The following is a 17,069-nucleotide window of genomic DNA, read 5'->3' as shown; positions in this document are numbered from 1 at the left end:
CGCGGCCCTCGATATGGGCCGGCGGGCCGAGGACGCGCGGGCGATCGTCGCCGCGGCCGATCGCCTCGCCGACCTGCTCGGCGAGGAGTCCGACTCGACCGCCCCGATCGACCGCGACGCGCTGGCCGCGGCGCTGCGCGAGTCGCCGCCGGAACCGGTCGCGGCCGAGTCGGCGGCGGACCCGGCCGCGTATCGGGCGGTCGCCGATCGCTGGCGCGCCGACGAGGGCGGGGTCGACGCCGCCTACCCGTCGGTCGGCTGACTCCGGTCGGTGTCGCAATCGCTTTCCGCGCGCGGTCGGAACCGCCGGTATGACCGACGCCGAGACGCTCGCGGACCTGCGGACCGCCGCCGACTACCAGTTCGGTGCCGGCGCGGGGGCGGCGCTGTTCCCGCCGGCCGACCCGCTCACGGTGCGGCGGTCGAGCGGCGGCCGCCCGCGCCAGGTGATCGACGGCGACGTCGACGACACCCCCGGAAGCAGCGAGGGCGACCGCCTCGTCTCGTACGGCACCGACGGGCGGTTCACGCTCGGACTCGCGGGCGGCCGACGGGTCCACGAGGCGTTCGCGGCCCCGCGACACCGGGTGGTCGTCGGCGAGGAGAGCGAGCCGTTCGTGCGCGAGGGGCGCAACGCGTTCGCGAAGTTCGTCACCGCGGCCGACGACGGGATCCGCCCCGGCGACGAGGTGCTGGTGGTCGACGGGTCGGACGAGATATTCGGCGTGGGGCGCGCCGAGCTCTCCGGCGCGGAGGCCGAGGCGCTCGGGTCCGGCGTCGCGGTGAAGACTCGCGACGGGAACCCCGCGGACGACGACTGACGAACTTTTTCGATGGCGCGTGCCTGCGAGCGGCCGCCATCGGCGGCCGCGAGTCGCACGCGCGAGGGAGCGGTGAGCGCTCGAAGAGCGCGAACCGCGAGGCTGGGGAGGCGTGAGGCGCGGGGCTGTGCGGCGCGGGGCGGGACTCGAAGGGGCAGCCGCGGGGACGACGCACGACGACGCAAGCACCGCAGGGAGCGAGTGAAACGAGCGACCGAGGAGCGCAGCGAGTCGCGCGAGTCCCCGCGGCTGGGGCTTCGGGAGTGTTCGTGTCGACCGCTTAGTCATCGGCAGAGTCACCGTTCGGTCGGGAAATCGAGCCCGCGGCGGGCTCGGTAACGGATCGAACCACCGCGCCCGAGCCGACCTAGAAGAACGTCGCGAGCCCCAGCGCCTCGAGGAGCGGGACGCCGGCGACGACCGAACCGATCAGGTAGCCGCCGATCGCCCCGCCGTTCAACAGCGGGAGCCCCGCGTGCGCCCGGCCCCGGATCACCCACCGCATGAGCACGAGCAGCCCGCCGAGGGTCCCGACCATCGCGAGCAGCGCGGGGAGGTTGACGCCGACGAGCGGGACGGAGAGGTCGGCGGCCGGCGAGAACGTCGCCGCGCTCGCGATCAGCACCGTCGGGATGACGGCGTCGCCGAGCCCGATGAAGAAGGCGTCGCGGTCGCCCGGCTCGGGGGACTCGAGCCCCTCGCCCTCAGCGTCGGCCGCGTCGTCAACCTCCGCGTTCGCATCCGTATCGGCTGCCACTTCCTCGTCGGCGTTCGCGTCCCCCTCGACTTCCGCGTCCGCGCCGACGTCCGCGGCCTCGTCGCTCGCGGACTCCCCGTCGAGCAGCGAGTACGACAGCGACAGCGGGATCACCAACACGACGGGGATGTTCAGGTCCATTACGCCCTCCGCGAGCGACAGCATGTGCTCGGTGCCGTAGACGGAGACGGCGTCGTAGACGGCGAGGACGGCGAGGAGGATCAGTGCGGGCAGGAGGCCGAACGAGATGCCGAACAGCCCGGCCGCGCCCGCGCCCATCAACACCCCGGCGGTGTCGATCACGTACCACTCGGGGTGGACCAGCAGGCCGACCGCGACCGCGACCGCGGGGACGGCGGCGGCGAGCGGCGGGACGACGGCAGAGAAGACGTACCAAGAGAGCCACGCCGACACGCCGACGATCAGCAGGCGTATCGCGCCGTCGAAGTCGTACCGGAACGCCGCGAGCATCAGCCCGGTCATCGCGACGATGGCGACGACGTACAGCACGCTGTTTGCGGGGTTGTCGGGGTTCTCGACGGCCTGGTACCCGCTCGCGGCGAACTCGGGAACCAGCGCCAGCGCGCCCACTTGGACGATCACGAACAGCCCGACGACGAAGGCGACGCCGCGATACTCGCGGGGGAACATTCGACCGCGGGTTCGACGGCCGGGGGTTTCGTCCTTGCGCTTCGCGCCGGTCGGCGCCGACGATGGGCGTCGCTCTCGAGGTGAGACGAACAGAAACGGGTTCGGGCTCGGTGTGGGAGCGGGTGGGCCCGAACCCAGGCCGACGGACGACGGACGGTGGAAGCGAGTGCCGGCGGGCCCGCCCGAGACGGGATGGGGCCGACCGGATTCGTCCGCGGCGTTTACTCACTTCCGCGAGCGACGTAAGAACCTACCGACCGAGTTATCAGCACAGATATTTGGATCGGGCGGGGAGCGTCCGCCTCGCGTCGTCACCGAGTCTACGCCGGGTCTCGGCGGTGAAACCCGCACGTGTCGGTGCCCTCGCTGAGCGCTGGAGGAGTCGAGGCCGAACGCGAACGAAAGGGTGGGAGCGAGGAGGTGGGCGAAAGGCGAGGCGGCGGCGGCGAGAGGCGGCGGGCGGCGGTTGCCGGACAGCGGACCCCCAGGCTGTCGTCGGCGTCGCCGCCCGGGTGGTCGGGACGGGCGCGCGGATCGATTAGCGCCGAATTCCAACGAGAAAAGCGTCGGTCTTCGGCAAGCATGAATACGTCCTTCAGGCGTATAAATATGTTAGATCCGGATCCGTCGCGGGCGTTTCTGCCACCGTGAACCGTCCCGCACTCTCCCGTCGGTGAACGCCGTTACCGGCGGTCGCGGAGCGCGGGGAACTGCTCGCGGACCGCGGCGACCCGCTCGGGGTCCACCGTCGCGGTGACGACCCCGGGCTCGTCGCCGACCGACGCGAGCGTCGTTCCCCACGGGTCGTAGGTCGCGCTCCGCCCGCAGAGGGCGTCGTCGCCGAACCGGCCGCTCCCGTTGACGGCGACGACGTACGCGAGGTTCTCGATGGCCCGCGCGCGACCGAGCGTCCGCCAGTGCTCGACGCGGGGGTACGGCCACGCGCTCGGCACGAGCACACACTCGACGCCCGCGTCGGCCATCGCGCGGAACTGCTCCGGGAACCGGAGGTCGTAACAGGTGGTCACGCCGACCGTGACGCCCGCGAGGTCGACGACCGGCGTCCGCTCGCCCGGGACCATCCGCTCCGTCTCCTCGGAGCCGTACCCGAACAGGTGCCGCTTCCGGTAGACGAGCCGGCGCTCGCCGTCGGCGTCGAACAGCACCGCGGCGTTCGCGAGGCCGGCGTCGGCCGGGGTGTCGAGACCGTCGGCGGCCGACGCCGACAGGTCCTCGACGACCGTCCCGGCGAGGACGGCCACGTCGTGCTCGTCGGCCGCGGCGGCGAACCGACCGAGGCGCTCGCCGGCGAGGCTCTCCGCGGCGCGGCCGTACGCGTCGAACGCGAAGTACCCGACGTCGAACAGCTCGGGGAGGACGACGAGGTCGGCCCCGTCGGCGGCGGCCTCCCGGACGCGGTCGAGCGCCCGCTCGACGTTCGCCGCGACGGCGCCGCCCTCGACCGCCAGTTGGACCCCCGCGACCCTCATGCCGGCGAGGCCAGCGAGGCGCGGAGCGCCGCCTCCAGGTTGTCGAGTTCGGCGTCGAAGTTCCGCTTGAAGAACGACTCGACGCCGGGGAGCTTCCCGTCGACGACGAACTCGTTGGCGAGCCGGCAGCCGCCGTCGTCGGTCTCGGTGATCTCGTGTTCGCCGGTCACGCGGAACGCCCGCGACTTCCCGACGAACTTCACTCGGTTCGGCGGGTCGCGCGCGACCTCCTCCGTCTCGACGTCGATCGTGGAGCGGATCATCGGTATCGGGAGCGCGACGTGCCAGGTCGCGGTCCCGTCGTCGTGAACGTCGAAGGAGTCGACGACGCTGATGGCGCCCGCGCGCTGCTCCGCGTCCGAGATGAACGCCCACACGTCGGCCGGCGGCGCGTCGAACTCGAACGTCCGGGAGACTCGAACGGTCATACGTTCCCGTTTGGGGCTACGGGGGTTAAAAATGCGCGTCGACGGTATCGGGGGCGGGGAACGCGCCGAGGCGAGGCTACTCGCGGGACGACGCGCCGGTCGCGCGTCCGAGCCTCACCCGTCCGGAGTCACGCGCCACGTCGTCGACTTGGCGCGGCCCCACTTCTCGATGTCGACGTCGTCGGACTTCTCGGCGAGGCGCGGGAGGCGCGACCCCACCTGCTTCGCGGTGAGACCGATCGCGTCGGCGATCGTCTTCGAGCGAACGTACCGCTCGCCACGGGTGACGCTGTCCGTGAGGTACGCGAGGATCCGCTGTTCCTCCTCGGTGTACTCGCTCATTATCGTACATACGCGTCTGACGTTCTTAACGGTTTCTCGTCCGCGGGGCTCGTCGGCCGGAGAGCGTCGGGACGCGGGCCGAGCGCGACGGGCGAAGCGCCGCGGTGCGTCCGGGAGAACGGTCCGCCGGTGCGTCGACGGGCGCGATCAGTCGAACAGCTGAACCGCGCCGACCGCGAGCATCGCGAAGACGAACGCGCCCGCGAACCCCCACGCCTTCCCGAGCTGTCCCGGGTACGCGAACATCACAACGGCCCCGACGACCGCGATGGCGCCGAGCGCGAGCGCGACGCCGACCTCCTTGTCCGATTCGATGGAACCCTCGCTCATACGAGTCGCTTCGCGGGGGACCACTTAGTTCATGCGAACCGCGCGACGCGACCGACGCCGGAAACCGGAGGACCCACGTACTCCGACGACGACGCACGGGCTCTGGAGGCCCTGAACCGGCGGATTAGATGATCTCGACGTGCTCCGACTCCTCGTTGAGCGCGAGGTTCGCCGCGATCTCGGCGTTCCGCATGGCGTACTCCGCGGTGTGCTGGAGACTGACGAGCACTTCGCGGGTCATGAGCAGCGTCTCGTTGTCGAGGTCGTTCGGCAGCTCGTCGAGGATCTCCTGTTCGCGGTCCTCCAGCCGCGAGAACAGGTCGCGGCACTCGACGGTGAGGTCGTAGTCGCGCTCGACGACGGCCCGCACCGCGAGCGCGGTCAGGTCGTCCACCTGGTCGGTGAACTCGCGGATCTGCCGCATCGTCGCGCTGTCGACGTTGAGGGTGTGGCCGTCGGCCTCCATCACGATCTCGGCGATGTCCTCGGCGTTGTCCGCGGTGAGTTCGAGGTTCTTCGCCACGGAGCGGTAGCCGATGAGCGGGAACCCCTCCTCGAGACCCACCGCGCGGGCGAGGTTCGGGTTCTGGTAGGCGGTGAAGATGAGCCGGAGCAGGAGGACGAAGATCTTGTTCGCCTGCCGCTCGCGGTTGAGCGCGCGCTGCGCGAGGTCGGGGTTGCCGTGCGCGAGCGCCTTCACCGCCTCGCCGCGCATCGTCGAGCCGGTGTTCTCCAGCCGCTCGAGGAGGTTGTCGAGGGTGAAGTCCTCGGGGTCGACCGAGCAGCGGATGGAGATGTCCTCCGGCGTCTCCTCGATGACGCCGAGCCCCATCAGCTGGGTCTCCGCCTTGTACACCGCGTTGATGTGTTCGCTGTCGAGCGTGCCCTCGCTCTGGACGTGGATGACGCGCCGCCCGAGCACGTACTGCGCGACGATGGCCCGCTCCAGCGACCTGGCGTCGAGCCCGTCCGCGTTGATGACGGCCTCGGATTCCTCGGTGCTCACCGACTCGGGGAGCACCGTGAGCGTCCCCTTCCCGCCCATGCGTAGCGATACCTCGTCGCCCTTGTTCACGCCGTGTTCCTGCGCCCACTCGGCCGGGAGCGTCATCGCCAGCGTCGACGGCCCCAACCGTTGGACCTTCCGCGTTTCCATACGCGACCGTATCGCGGGATACACCTTAACCTTATTCCCATGTTCATTATACGCTTTCTCGAATATACAAGGGATACCCGCCGCGGCGGCGTCACCCGCCAGCCGGGGCCGGACCGGTCGCGCTCTCCCCGAGTCCCGCCGAGCGATCCGCGCGCTTATGTCGGTCAGGCGGGGATAACTGGTATGACCGAGCGGGTACTCGTCGTCGACGACTCTTCCTTCCAGCGGACCGTCGTCCGGGACGCGCTGGCGGAGCGGTTCGAGGTCGTCGACGAGGCGGAGAACGGCGCAGAGGCGGTCGAACTCTTCGAGGCGTACGAGCCGGACGCGGTGTCGATGGACGTCGTGATGCCGGAGATGACGGGGATCGAGGCGACCGCCGCGATCAAGGACCGCTGGCCCGACGCGGTGATCGTGATGTGTACGAGCGTCGACCAGCAGGAGAAGATGATGGAGGCGGTGAAGGCGGGCGCGGACGGCTACGTGACGAAGCCCGTCGACGCCGCGGAGCTGGTCGGCGAGTTCGAGAGCCACCTCGGGTAACGCCGCCCGGAGCGGGTCGGGAAGCGACCGAAGGTCCGACGAGCGGCGGCGTCAGGACGGGTCGAACGACCGGAGGATCACCGCGAGCGCGCTCGCCAGCTCCTCGAACCGGTCGATCTCCATCGAGTCGGTGGTCACCCAGACGCCGTGGTCGTTCGCGATCACCCGCGTGAGGTAGCCGTTCTCGAACACGCGGACCGTGAACTGGTAGTCGCCGAGCTGGGTGTCCGCGTACATCGACTGCGCGTGGAACCCCTGCCGCTCGTTCTCCGCGAAGCCGATCAGGTCGGCGGTGCGGTTCAGGTCGCTCCGGAGGTAGAGCTGTTCGACGGTCTCCCGCGTGAAGTAGGTGAGACTCCGCAGTTCGTCGCCCGTCGCCGTGCGGGCGGCGCTCAGCAGCTCGTCGGTGCGTTCGGCGAGTGGATGAGACATACACCCACGATCAATGCTCACATACATGAGCGTGTGGGTGGCCGCGCGCCGCCCGACGGGCCGGGAGGGACAGAGTTTACCGACTGCCCCGTGATCGCTCGCCTGATGAGCGACCACGACGACGTCTGCGTCCTGCTGCCGACGATGAACGAGGCCGAGACGGTCGCACGCGTCGTCGCCGACTTCCGAGACGTCGGGTTCGAGAACGTGCTCGTGATCGACGGGGGGTCGACGGACGACACGCGGTCGATCGCCCGGGAGGCCGGCGCCCGCGTCGCGGAGCAGTCGGGCCGCGGCAAGGGACAGGCGGTCAGGGAGGCGGTGCGGGACCACGTCGACGCGCCGTACGTGCTGATGGCGGACGCCGACGCCACCTACGACGCCGCGGACGCGACGGCGATGCTCGACCCGCTCCTCGCCGGCGAGGCCGACCACGTGATCGGGAACCGCTTCGCGGACATGCGCCCGGGGGCGATGACGCGGCTCAACCGGATCGGGAACCGGATCATCAACCTCGCGTTCCGGGCGATCCACCGCGAGAGCTACCGGGACATCCTCTCGGGATACCGCGCGTTCACCCGCGAGTCGTTTCTCAGGCTCCACCTCACCGCCGACGGCTTCGGCATCGAGACCGAGATGGCCGTCGAGTGCGTGAAGAACCGCGTCTCGGTCGCCGTGGTCCCGATCACGTACCGGGAGCGCCCCGGCGGCTCCGCGACGAACCTCCACCCGATCCGCGACGGCGGAGTGATCTTCTTAGAGCTGTACCGCAAGGCGAAGACGAACAACCCGCTGTTCTACTTCGGGAGCGTCGGCGTGGCGTCGACCGTCGCGGGGCTCGCGATGGGAGCGTTCGTGCTGTACCGGTACCTCGCGTTCGGCATCAGCCACAATGTCATCGCCGTCGGCGCGGTCGGCGCGACGATCCTCGGGATCCAACTGCTCGTGTTCGGGGTCCTCGCCGACATGATCCACTCCCTTCACCGCGAGCAGATCGCGCGGTACGAGCGGGCGCTCAGCGACGGAGCGACCGAGGCGTCGGCGGCCGCCGACGGCGACGGCGTGAGGGTCGAAACCGACGGGACCGTCGGGTCAGGCCGCACGACGCAGACCTCCGGCTCGGAACCCGACGACGTCGGTGGTGGGGACGGCCGCGGCGACTGAAACGCCGGCGCGACCGGCCGCGAACGGCTGTACCGCACCGCTGACTCCGGAGGCCACCCCGATAAGCATCGACTACCGGCATGCGACGTTGGTAGGTGAACGAGTTAAATTCCGCCACACTATCCGTATCAAATTCTCCGATACACGATGAAGTCTATCGCGGGGGACCGGTTTTCTTCCTCGAATGCGCCGATTATCAACACGGATGTAAGATGATCGTCCCCGACAACTGTCCCGAAGTCTGAAGTTTTTTATACACCCACTCGTAGTACATGGTATGCCACGCCGAAGCATTGAGGATCGTGATGATTCCCGGCACGTTGGCCGGCGACAATGGCTCTCCGCGCTCGGCCTCGCCGGCGCAGTAACGCTCGCCGGTTGTTCCGGAAACGGCGGCGACGGGAGCGATGGCGGCGACGGATCGGACGGGATGGACGGCGGCGACGGGTCCGACGGGTCCGACGGCGGCGACGGCGAAAGCCTCGAGCTCTCCGACTTCCCGAAGTTCGGGGTCGACCCGCTCTACGGCCGAGACGTCGCGCACACCTTGGCGGAACGCGCGTTCGAACAGTCTGAGCACGACTACAGCTTCGACGGGGACACGATGGTCACCCCGGAGGGCGACCAGGTCGAGCTCAACATTTACCACAGCGCGGGGCAGGAGACCTCGCAGCTGACCGCCGAGTTCATCGCGCAGGAGCTCGGCCAGAACCTCGGTATCAACGTCACCGTCGAGGCCATCGACGGGACGCGGTTCAACAACGAGTACTGGACCGCCGAGCCCGAGGGCGGGACCGACACCGTCAACGGCGAGGAGGTCACCTGGGAGAACCCGACCCCGCAGAACCCCGGGCCGCAGTCGGTCACGAGCAACGAGCCGTGGGACATGTCGATCGTGTTCGGGCTGAACACCTACCCGCTCAACCCGCTCACGAACGAGGTGTTCTTCGACGGCGCGACCCCGTTCTACAACCCGGTCGGCTACTACCCGCAGTTCAACGCCCAGGAGCTGTTCTCTGAGGCGCGGCAGGCGACGAGCACCGACGAGCTCCGCGAGGCGTTCGTCGAGATCTTCGAGAACCTCGCGTACGAGCAGCCGTACATCACGCTGCTGTTCAGCGACGACATCGTCGGCTACAACCCCGACCTCGAGGGGCCGATCGAGAACTTCTCGAACGGTTGGGACCTCCCCGCGTGGTACGAGGGCGAGCCGACCGTGAGCGGTTCCTACGACACGGTCACCTCGGCGCGGTTCACCACCCTCAACCCCCTGTTCAACACCGAGAACGGCGCCGGCAACGCGATCGCCCGCGCGCTCGATCAGGGGTACACGTTCGACGAGAACCAGGACTACTTCCCGCTGCTGTACGACATGTCCACCGAGGACGGCGAGGTGTGGACGTTCGACGTGCGGGAGAACCTCCAGTTCAGCGAGCCGTACGGGCAGGTCACCGCCGAGGACTTCGTCTACCTCATTCAGGAGCTCCACCAGGCCGACTGGGCACCCACCGCCGCGTCCAGCAGCTGGGACGGCGTGGAGGTCGAGCAGACCGGCGAGTTCCAGTTCGAGGCGACGCTGGAGTCGTCGAACATCCTGTGGCCCAAGACGTACGACCCGCTCCTGTACCCGATCCCGAAGGACCTCGTCCAGCCGTACGTCGAGGAGGAGGACGTCGAGGGGCTCCAGCAGGACGAGGAGCTGCTCGAACTCCAGTTCACCGGGAACCTCGGCGCGTTCGAGCTCACCGAGTGGAACCGCGGCTCGGGCACCGAGTACGTCCGCAACGACGAGTACTACCTCCGTGACATCGACGAGGGGCCCGACCTGTTCTCCGAGGGGCCGCTGTTCGAGGAGGCCTCCGTCAGCGTCGTCAAGGAGCAGGCGTCCCGTCTCGGTGCCTTGGAGACCGGCGAGGCGGACTCGGCGGCGATTCCGCCGGAACAGTACGAGTCGTACAACCAGGACGACAACGTCACCGTCCGGCAGGTCCCCACGCCGTACAACACGATCATCTCCGTGAACCACCGCGCGAACGGATGGAACGCCGGTCCGGGGAACCTCTTCCAGCTGGTCCCGTTCCGGCAGGCGATGGCGGCGGCGATCAGCAAGCAGGACCTCATCGACGGGGTCTACCGCGGGCTCGCCTCGCCGCACTTCACCTGGCAGCCCCGCTGGTCCGAGTTCTACCCCGAGACGGACGGATAACCCCGAACCACCCCGTTTCCCCCTCACCGTTATAGACCTCACATGGGATTTGGAAGGTACGTCACCGCTCGGGTTCTCTGGGCAGCAGTTGTATCGCTCATCATCGTTACGGTCACGTTCCTGCTGCTCTCGGCCGCGCCGAACCCGGCCGTCCAGCGGGCGGCGACGCAGGCGGCGCTCCAAGGGGGCGACCCGGCGGAGGCCGCCGAGCGGGCGCGGGAACTGCGGGGCCTGAACCAACCGCTCTACGTCCGGTACTTCGACTTCATCCGGAACGTGTACACGCTCGAGTGGGGCTGGTCCGTGAGCCGCAGTCAGCCGGTGATGGAAGCCGTCACGCAGGCGCTGTACTACACCGCGCAGTACTCGATCCCCTGGACGATCCTCACGGTCATCTTGGGGCCGCTCGTCGGCGTCTACTCGGCCGCGAACATGTACAGCTGGAAGGACCACGCGGCCACCGGGTTCGCGTTCTTCGGCTACGCCATCCCGAACTTCTTCTTCGGGATCATCCTGCTGCTGATCTTCGGCGTGTGGCTGGAGTGGATCCCGATCACATACAAGACGGGCGTCCCGGTGTTCAGCGTACAGAACGCGATCCAGTTGGCGATCCCGGTGTTCGTGTTGGTCACCGGGTCGATCGGCGCGGTGATGCGCGTCTCGCGGAACGAGTCCGCGGAGTTCCAGAACGCCGACTTCATGAAGACCGCGAAAGCGAAGGGGGTCTCACCCCTCCGCGCGTACGCGTACCACGTCATGCGGCCGACGCTCGTCCCGCTCTCGACGACGCTCGTCGGGCAGCTCCTCGCGCTGTTCCTCGGCGCGTCGCTGCTCGTCGAGGTCGTGTTCTCGATCCCGGGGCTCGGACGGCTGACATACGAGGCGCTGCTCGCACAGGACACGAACCTCGTGTTGGGGACGACGCTGTTCTTCACGTTCGTCGCCGTCATCGGGAACCTCATCGAGGACCTCGTGTTCACCGTACTCGACCCGCGGATCAGCTACGATGACAGGTAACATAACCGAGAACAATGGCAACTGAAGAGTCCGAACGGTTCGACAAAGTCGACTGGAACGACCTCTCGCGGTCGGGACGGTTCGATCTCTCGATCAACTCGATCGGGATGCTGCTGACCGCCCTCCCGCTCACGCTGCTCGGCGTGTACAGCACGGCGTTCACCGGGCCGCGCACCGCGACCTTCGAGTTCATCGGCCTCGAGCAGAACTTGGAGAGCCTCGACTTCTTCTTCATCTTCACGCTGCTTTTGGCCTTCTGGTACCTCGCCTTGCCGCTGTACCAGAACCCGCGGATGACGCGGTACTACTGGAAGGAGTTCAAGCGGAACCGACCGGCCGTCGTCAGCCTCGGTTGGCTCGGCATCGTGTTCGTCGGCGGGCTCGTCGGGCCGCTGATCATGGACCCGCCACAGCAGCAACTGCTCATCGGCTACCAGCCGCCGGTGTTCACCTCCGTCGTCGACACGACGCCGGCGACCTGCGTCGGCGACGTCGTGAACGGGCGGTGTTTCGGCACGTGGCAGCACCCGCTCGGGACCACGCAGGGCGGGAAAGACGTGTTCACGATGATCGTCTACGGCATGACGATCAGCATGCAGATCGCGTTCATCACGACGACCATCGTCGCCACGATCGGGATCTCGTTCGGGACGCTGAGCGCGTACGCGGGCGGATGGATCGACGAGATCATGATGCGGTTCGTCGACATCATCCTCTCGTTCCCGACGTTCCTGATGTTCCTGCTCATCCTGTACATCTACGGCGCGGGGCTCGGGATGTTCATCGTCGTGTTCTCGCTGTTCGCCTGGGGCGGGACCGCGCGCTACATCCGGAGCAAGTCGCTGTCGATATCCGAGGAGGAGTTCATCAAGGCGAGCCGCATCAGCGGCGCGAGCACGTACCAGGTGATCCGGGGGCACGTCGTGCCGAACGCGGCGAGCAGTATCATCACGCAGCTCACGCTGCTCATCCCCGGCTTCCTGCTCGCCGAGGCGCAGCTCGCCTTCCTCGGGATCGGCGACTCGGCGGTCCCCTCGTGGGGGCAGCTCATCTCCGCGGGCCGGAGCGACCTCTCGTTCGCCCCGTGGATCGTGCTCGCGCCCGGTATCGTGCTGTTCTTCACCATCCTCGCGTTCAACTTCCTCGGCGACGCGCTGTTGGACGCGCTGAACCCAGAAGCGGAGGCTGAGAGCGAATAATGGCCGACGACCAACCACTACTCGAGGTCGAGAACCTCACGACGAAGTTCAGCACCGACAACGGAACCCTCACCGCCGTCGACGGGGTCGACTTTAGCGTCAACACCGGCGAGACCGTCTGTATCGTCGGCGAGTCGGGCTCCGGCAAGACGGTCGCGACGGAATCGATCACCAAGATCATCAACACGCCGCCGGGGGAGATCGAGGGGACCGTCCGGTACAAGGGCCGCGACCTACTGTCGCTGCCCGAGTCGGAGCTCCGGCAGATCCGGGGCAACGAGATCGCGCACATCTTCCAGAACCCGCAGGAGGCGATGAACCACTGCTACACCGTTGGGTGGCAGATCACCGAGGCGCTCCAGATCCACCAGGACGTCTCCGACGACGAGGCCCGCGCGAAGGCGGTGGACCTGATGGACCGCGTCGGGATCGCGAACGCCAGTTCGCGGTTCGACGACTATCCGCACGAGTTCTCCGGCGGGCAGAAACAGCGCGTGATGATCGCGATGGCGCTCGTCGGCGACCCCGACCTGCTCATCGCCGACGAGCCGACGACCGCGCTCGACGTGACGGTTCAGGCGCAGATCCTGCGCCTCCTCGACGACCTCCAAGAGGAGTTCGAGATGGGGGTCCTGTTCGTCACGCACGACCTCGGCGTCGTCGCGGAGATCGCCGACCGCATCGTCGTGATGTACGCCGGGAAGGTGATGGAGCGGGGCGACGTCCTCGACATCTTCGACCACCCGGGACACCCGTACACCCAGCAGCTGTTGGAGTGTCTCCCGGAGTTCGGCGGCACGGGCGGCGGGATACCGGGGACGCTCCCCGACCCGCACGACCCGCCGGACGGCTGCCGGTTCGCGCCCCGCTGCGAGTACGCCGAGGAGGCGTGCCGCACCGGCGAGCAGCCGGAGGAGATAGAGGTCGCGCCGGGTCAGGAGGTCTCCTGCGTCCACTACGGACCGGGCGGCAACCCCTCGATAGTCCGCAGCGAGGGGCTCGGTCCCGGCGACGACACCGGGACGGTCGACGGCGACAGCGAGGTGGGTCCCGCAGATGACTGATACGCTGCTGTCCGTGCGCGACCTGAAGAAGCACTACCCGATCCGGAAGGGGCTGTTCAACCGGAAGGTCGGCGCCGCCCGCGCCGTCGACGGGATCAGCTTCGACATCGAGGAGGGCGAGACGCTCGGGCTCGTCGGCGAGTCCGGCTGCGGCAAGTCGACCGCCGCGAGCTCAGTCATCCACCTGGAGGAGCCGACGGCGGGAGAGGTTATCTTCAACGGGAACGGTCGCCAGGGTGCCACCCGCGATCCGGACGGCACCCACCCCAACGACGTGACGGAGTTCGACGACGACGAGATGATGGAGTTCCGACGGGGCGCCCAGATGATCTTCCAGGACCCCTCCTCGAGCTTCGACCCGCGGGTGTCCGTGGGGAACGCGGTCGGCGAGCTCCTCAAGGTCCACGGGATGAGCGACCGTCACCGGCGTCGCGCCATCGTCGAGGACCTGCTCGAGCGCGTGGGGCTCTCGGCGAACGACTTCGACCGGTACCCGCACGAGTTCTCCGGCGGCCAGAAGCAGCGGATCGCGCTCGCCAGGGCGCTCGTGTTGAACCCGGACCTGATCATCGCCGACGAGCCGGTGAGCGCGCTCGACGTCTCCATCCAGGCGGAGATCCTCTCGCTCATCAACGACCTCCAGGAGGAGTTCGGGCTGTCGCTGCTGTTCATCAGCCACGACATGTCCGTCATCCGTCAGGTCTGCGACCGCGTGGCGGTGATGTACCTCGGCGAGATCGTCGAGATCGGGCCGGTCGAGGAGATCTTCACCGACCCGCAACACCCCTACACCGAGGCGCTGCTGTCCTCGATTCCGACCCCGGACCCGCGGGCCAGCGTCGGCGGCATCGAGCTGAAAGGCACCGTCCCCAGCCCGACGAACCCGCCGAGCGGCTGCCGGTTCCACACGCGGTGTCACAAGGTGATCCAGCCCGAGGGGCTCGACATCGATCAGGACGACTGGCGGGGGCTGTTGAACTTCCGCGACAAGGTCGGCATCGACGAGGTCGACGTCGAACAGGTGCGAGAGAACATCGCCGGATCCGGGACCGAGCCGACCGACTCCGAGGTCCGAGCGGAGATCCGCCGGGAGTTCGACATCAGCGAGACGGTCGACGACCCGGAACTCGAACGGACGCTCTCGGAGGCGCTCGATCTCCTGATCGAGGGCGATTCGGAGCGGGCCGGCTCCGTCCTGTCGGACGCGATCACGACGCCGTGCGCCGAGCGCGAACCCGAACAGACGGTCCACGCGCCCGGCCACGAGTCCGCCTGTCTCCGGCACGAGGGACAGGCGGCCGCGGAGCCGAACCCGGCTGACGACTGATCCGACGCCGGCCGGAGTCGAGGCCGGTCACTCGACCGTCGGGGCGATCGACGCGGGGTCGAGCCGCCGCGGCTCCGGCACCGTCGCGGCCGCCGGGGCGACCGCCACGTCGCCTCGGGGGTCGTCGCTCTTCGCTTCCCCGTCGCCGGTCGCCGCGAGCACCGCCGTTCCGCCGGCGGAGAGCGGGGCGACGAGGCCGGCGGCGAGCGCCGAGGGGTCGGAGAACGGGGCCCTGAGGACGACGCGCGTCTCGTCGCCGATGTCGGCGGTCTCGACCGCGGCGGCCGCGAGCGAACACAGGTCGCGGTGGCTGACGTCCCCGTCCGCGCCGCGGACGACGGGGTCGCCGGGGGCGACGTCGCTCGGCGGCATCCCCGGGTTCTCGCTCCACAGCTCCTTCTCCCAGTGCGTCGTGTCGGGGCGGTCCGGCGGGCCGCCGAACGCGGCGAGGTTCGTCCCGGGGGCCGGATCGAGCGCGTCGGCGGTCGCGACTGGCGCGAGGACGACGCGGTCACCGGCGCCGATCCCCGCCGCCGGATCGAACCGGACGGGGGCGCCGACGGCGGCGGCGCCGAGGAACGCGAGGGTCGTGTGAAACCCGGCCGTCGGCTCGACGGCGACGGTCGCGCCGGCCCGGACGCCGAGGTACCGGAGCACGTTCGCCGCCTTGTAGCCGTTCGTGATCAGGTCGTGGTGGGTCCGCTCCCGGCCGTCCGGCGTCACGAGCGCCGGGTCGCGGGTGCGCCGGTCGCGCGCGAGGAGATCGCCGACGAGGTTCATGTCCGATCTTCGGGCGCCGCGCGTCTTAACGCTACGGCGTCGCGGAGGCGGCGCCGCGGCCCGACCGGACCGCGTCGGGGCGGCGTCAGGGCGCGCCGGCGATCACCATCTTCGAGCCGTCGGCCGAGAAGGCGAGGTCGCGGGCGGACCCCGGGTCGACCCGAACCGCGTCCCCGGGCGCGAGGTCGACGGCGTCACCGTCGACGGTGAGCGTCGCCTCGCCGTGGAGCAGCAGGTACACCTCCTCGTGGTCGGCGTCGGCGTGGTCGTGTTCCATCCCCTCCCAGCCGTCGTCGGCCTCGACGACGGTCACGCCGAGCCGCTCGCAGTCGAGCGCCTCCCGGAGGAAGAACATCCCGGGCGCGCGCGGTTCCACGTCGTCGTAGGCCGTCGTGTCGTAGCCCATGTGTCGGCCGTCGTCGCGGGGGACAGAAAAGCTACGGGGCGAGGGAGGCGAGCCGCGGTCCCGCCAACGCCGCTCAGAAGGAGCTCTTCAACTTCTCGAAGAAGCCGCCGCCGACGTCGATGTCCTCGCCGCCGGCCTCCGCGAACGCCTCCAGCGCCTCGCGCTGTTCGTCGTTGAGCGACTCGGGGACGACGACGGCGACCTGGACGTAGAGGTCGCCGCGGCCGCGACGGCGGAGCCGCGGCATCCCCTTCCCCTGGAGCCGGAACGTCTCGCCGCTCTGGGTGCCGGCGGGGACGTCCATCTCCACGGTGCCGTCGACCGTCTCCACCTCGACCGTGTCGCCGAAGACGGCCTGCGGGAAGGAGATGGCCTCGTTGACGCGGAGGTCGTCGCCGTCGCGCTCGAACCGGTCGCCGACGTCGACGTCGACCTCGATGAGCAGGTCGCCCTTCGGGCCGCCGTTCTCGCCCGGCGCGCCCTCGCGCTCCATGCGGAGGCTCTGCCCGGAGCGGATCCCCGCCGGGATCTCGACCGACAGCGTCGCCTCCTCGCGGACGACGCCGTCGCCACCGCAGTCGGCGCAGTCCTCGCTGTACAGCTCGCCCTCGCCCTCGCAGCGGGGGCAGGTCGACGTCTGCTGGACGCGTCCGAGCGGCGTCTGCTGGACCTGCTGGACCTGGCCGCGCCCGTTACACTGCGGACACGTCTCGACGTCGGCGTCCGGGGGGTGGCCCGCGCCGTCGCAGGTGTCGCACTCGGTCGGGCGCGTGAGCGTGACCTCCTTGGTCGCGCCGTGGAACGCCTCTTCGAGGTCGATCGTCAGGCCGGTCTTGAGGTCGCGACCCTGCCGCGGGCGGTTGCCGCCGCCACCGCCGCGGCCGCGACCGCCGCCGCCGAAGAACTGGTTGAAGATGTCCTCGAACCCGCCGGCGCCGCCAGCGCCGCCGGCCCCG

The 17,069-nt window shown here is 69.2% G+C and carries 18 protein-coding genes and 1 pseudogene; 9 read left to right on the top strand and 10 right to left on the bottom strand.

Features of this window, described 5'->3' with window-relative positions; all coding sequences use genetic code 11:
- Together Q0116_RS07330 and Q0116_RS07325 are read left to right on the top strand one after the other, a co-directional pair.
- Window positions 1-262 (top strand): annotated as a pseudogene (locus Q0116_RS07330) (hypothetical protein); the annotation flags it as partial.
- Window positions 263-311: 49 nt separating this feature from the next.
- Window positions 312-821 carry a PUA domain-containing protein gene (locus tag Q0116_RS07325; protein WP_297886676.1) on the top strand — a complete coding sequence of 170 codons (510 nt, stop codon included), beginning with the start codon at window positions 312-314 and terminating at the stop codon, window positions 819-821.
- 367 nt (window positions 822-1,188) lie between these two features.
- On the opposite strand, the gene Q0116_RS07320 is transcribed toward Q0116_RS07325, so the two are convergent.
- The 6 genes from Q0116_RS07320 to Q0116_RS07295 form a co-directional block, all read right to left on the bottom strand.
- On the bottom strand, window positions 1,189-2,229 hold the full coding sequence (locus tag Q0116_RS07320; RefSeq protein WP_297886675.1) for a presenilin family intramembrane aspartyl protease PSH: 1,041 nt from the start codon (window positions 2,227-2,229) through the stop codon (window positions 1,189-1,191).
- A gap of 683 nt (window positions 2,230-2,912) precedes the next feature.
- A complete protein-coding gene (locus tag Q0116_RS07315) occupies window positions 2,913-3,719 on the bottom strand; it encodes a carbon-nitrogen family hydrolase (protein WP_297886674.1) in 807 nt (268 codons plus the stop codon).
- A complete protein-coding gene (locus tag Q0116_RS07310) occupies window positions 3,716-4,147 on the bottom strand; it encodes an SRPBCC family protein (protein WP_006112983.1) in 432 nt (143 codons plus the stop codon). The genes Q0116_RS07315 and Q0116_RS07310 overlap by 4 nt, the downstream gene beginning before the upstream one ends.
- Before the next feature lie 114 nt (window positions 4,148-4,261).
- The gene (locus Q0116_RS07305) at window positions 4,262-4,489 is read right to left on the bottom strand and encodes a hypothetical protein (protein WP_004598402.1); all 228 of its coding nucleotides are present in this window, start codon (window positions 4,487-4,489) and stop codon (window positions 4,262-4,264) included.
- 147 nt (window positions 4,490-4,636) lie between these two features.
- Window positions 4,637-4,819 (bottom strand): hypothetical protein, encoded by a 183-nt coding sequence (locus tag Q0116_RS07300; protein WP_297886673.1) that lies wholly within the window; start codon window positions 4,817-4,819, stop codon window positions 4,637-4,639.
- 124 nt (window positions 4,820-4,943) lie between these two features.
- Window positions 4,944-5,975 carry a phosphate uptake regulator PhoU gene (locus Q0116_RS07295; protein WP_297886672.1) on the bottom strand — a complete coding sequence of 344 codons (1,032 nt, stop codon included), beginning with the start codon at window positions 5,973-5,975 and terminating at the stop codon, window positions 4,944-4,946.
- Between the two features lie 183 nt (window positions 5,976-6,158).
- Here Q0116_RS07295 and Q0116_RS07290 point away from each other — a divergent pair, with 183 nt between their 5' ends.
- Window positions 6,159-6,518 carry a response regulator gene (locus tag Q0116_RS07290; protein ID WP_297886671.1) on the top strand — a complete coding sequence of 120 codons (360 nt, stop codon included), beginning with the start codon at window positions 6,159-6,161 and terminating at the stop codon, window positions 6,516-6,518.
- 51 nt (window positions 6,519-6,569) lie between these two features.
- Here the strand turns inward: Q0116_RS07290 and Q0116_RS07285 are convergent, their stop codons facing one another.
- Entirely contained in the window at window positions 6,570-6,950 is a 381-nt protein-coding gene (locus Q0116_RS07285) for a hypothetical protein (protein ID WP_297886670.1), read from the bottom strand.
- A 105-nt stretch (window positions 6,951-7,055) separates the two neighbouring features.
- Here Q0116_RS07285 and aglJ point away from each other — a divergent pair, with 105 nt between their 5' ends.
- From aglJ to Q0116_RS07255, 6 genes are all read left to right on the top strand, one after another.
- Window positions 7,056-8,114 (top strand): S-layer glycoprotein N-glycosyltransferase AglJ, encoded by a 1,059-nt coding sequence (gene aglJ / locus Q0116_RS07280; protein ID WP_297886669.1) that lies wholly within the window; start codon window positions 7,056-7,058, stop codon window positions 8,112-8,114.
- A 277-nt stretch (window positions 8,115-8,391) separates the two neighbouring features.
- Window positions 8,392-10,320 (top strand): ABC transporter substrate-binding protein, encoded by a 1,929-nt coding sequence (locus Q0116_RS07275; RefSeq protein ID WP_297886668.1) that lies wholly within the window; start codon window positions 8,392-8,394, stop codon window positions 10,318-10,320.
- 42 nt (window positions 10,321-10,362) lie between these two features.
- Entirely contained in the window at window positions 10,363-11,337 is a 975-nt protein-coding gene (locus Q0116_RS07270) for an ABC transporter permease (RefSeq protein ID WP_297886667.1), read from the top strand.
- 14 nt (window positions 11,338-11,351) lie between these two features.
- The gene (locus tag Q0116_RS07265) at window positions 11,352-12,536 is read left to right on the top strand and encodes an ABC transporter permease (protein ID WP_297886666.1); all 1,185 of its coding nucleotides are present in this window, start codon (window positions 11,352-11,354) and stop codon (window positions 12,534-12,536) included.
- A complete protein-coding gene (locus Q0116_RS07260) occupies window positions 12,536-13,600 on the top strand; it encodes an ABC transporter ATP-binding protein (protein ID WP_297886665.1) in 1,065 nt (354 codons plus the stop codon). Before Q0116_RS07265 ends, Q0116_RS07260 begins: the two co-directional genes overlap by 1 nt.
- On the top strand, window positions 13,593-14,927 hold the full coding sequence (locus Q0116_RS07255; RefSeq protein ID WP_297886664.1) for an ABC transporter ATP-binding protein: 1,335 nt from the start codon (window positions 13,593-13,595) through the stop codon (window positions 14,925-14,927). Before Q0116_RS07260 ends, Q0116_RS07255 begins: the two co-directional genes overlap by 8 nt.
- A 27-nt stretch (window positions 14,928-14,954) precedes the next feature.
- On the opposite strand, the gene Q0116_RS07250 is transcribed toward Q0116_RS07255, so the two are convergent.
- From Q0116_RS07250 to Q0116_RS07240, 3 genes are all read right to left on the bottom strand, one after another.
- Window positions 14,955-15,707 carry a hypothetical protein gene (locus Q0116_RS07250; RefSeq protein WP_297886663.1) on the bottom strand — a complete coding sequence of 251 codons (753 nt, stop codon included), beginning with the start codon at window positions 15,705-15,707 and terminating at the stop codon, window positions 14,955-14,957.
- 85 nt (window positions 15,708-15,792) lie between these two features.
- On the bottom strand, window positions 15,793-16,113 hold the full coding sequence (locus Q0116_RS07245) for a cupin domain-containing protein (protein WP_297886662.1): 321 nt from the start codon (window positions 16,111-16,113) through the stop codon (window positions 15,793-15,795).
- Window positions 16,114-16,186: 73 nt separating this feature from the next.
- A partial coding sequence (locus tag Q0116_RS07240) for a J domain-containing protein (protein WP_297886661.1) occupies window positions 16,187-17,069 on the bottom strand: 883 nt, incomplete at its 5' end.

Source organism: uncultured Halorubrum sp. (genome assembly GCF_937146585.1).
Lineage (GTDB): Archaea > Halobacteriota > Halobacteria > Halobacteriales > Haloferacaceae > Halorubrum > Halorubrum miltondacostae.
The sequence above is the reverse complement of the archived record's forward strand: the minus strand, read 5'-3'. Positions and strand labels throughout refer to the sequence as shown.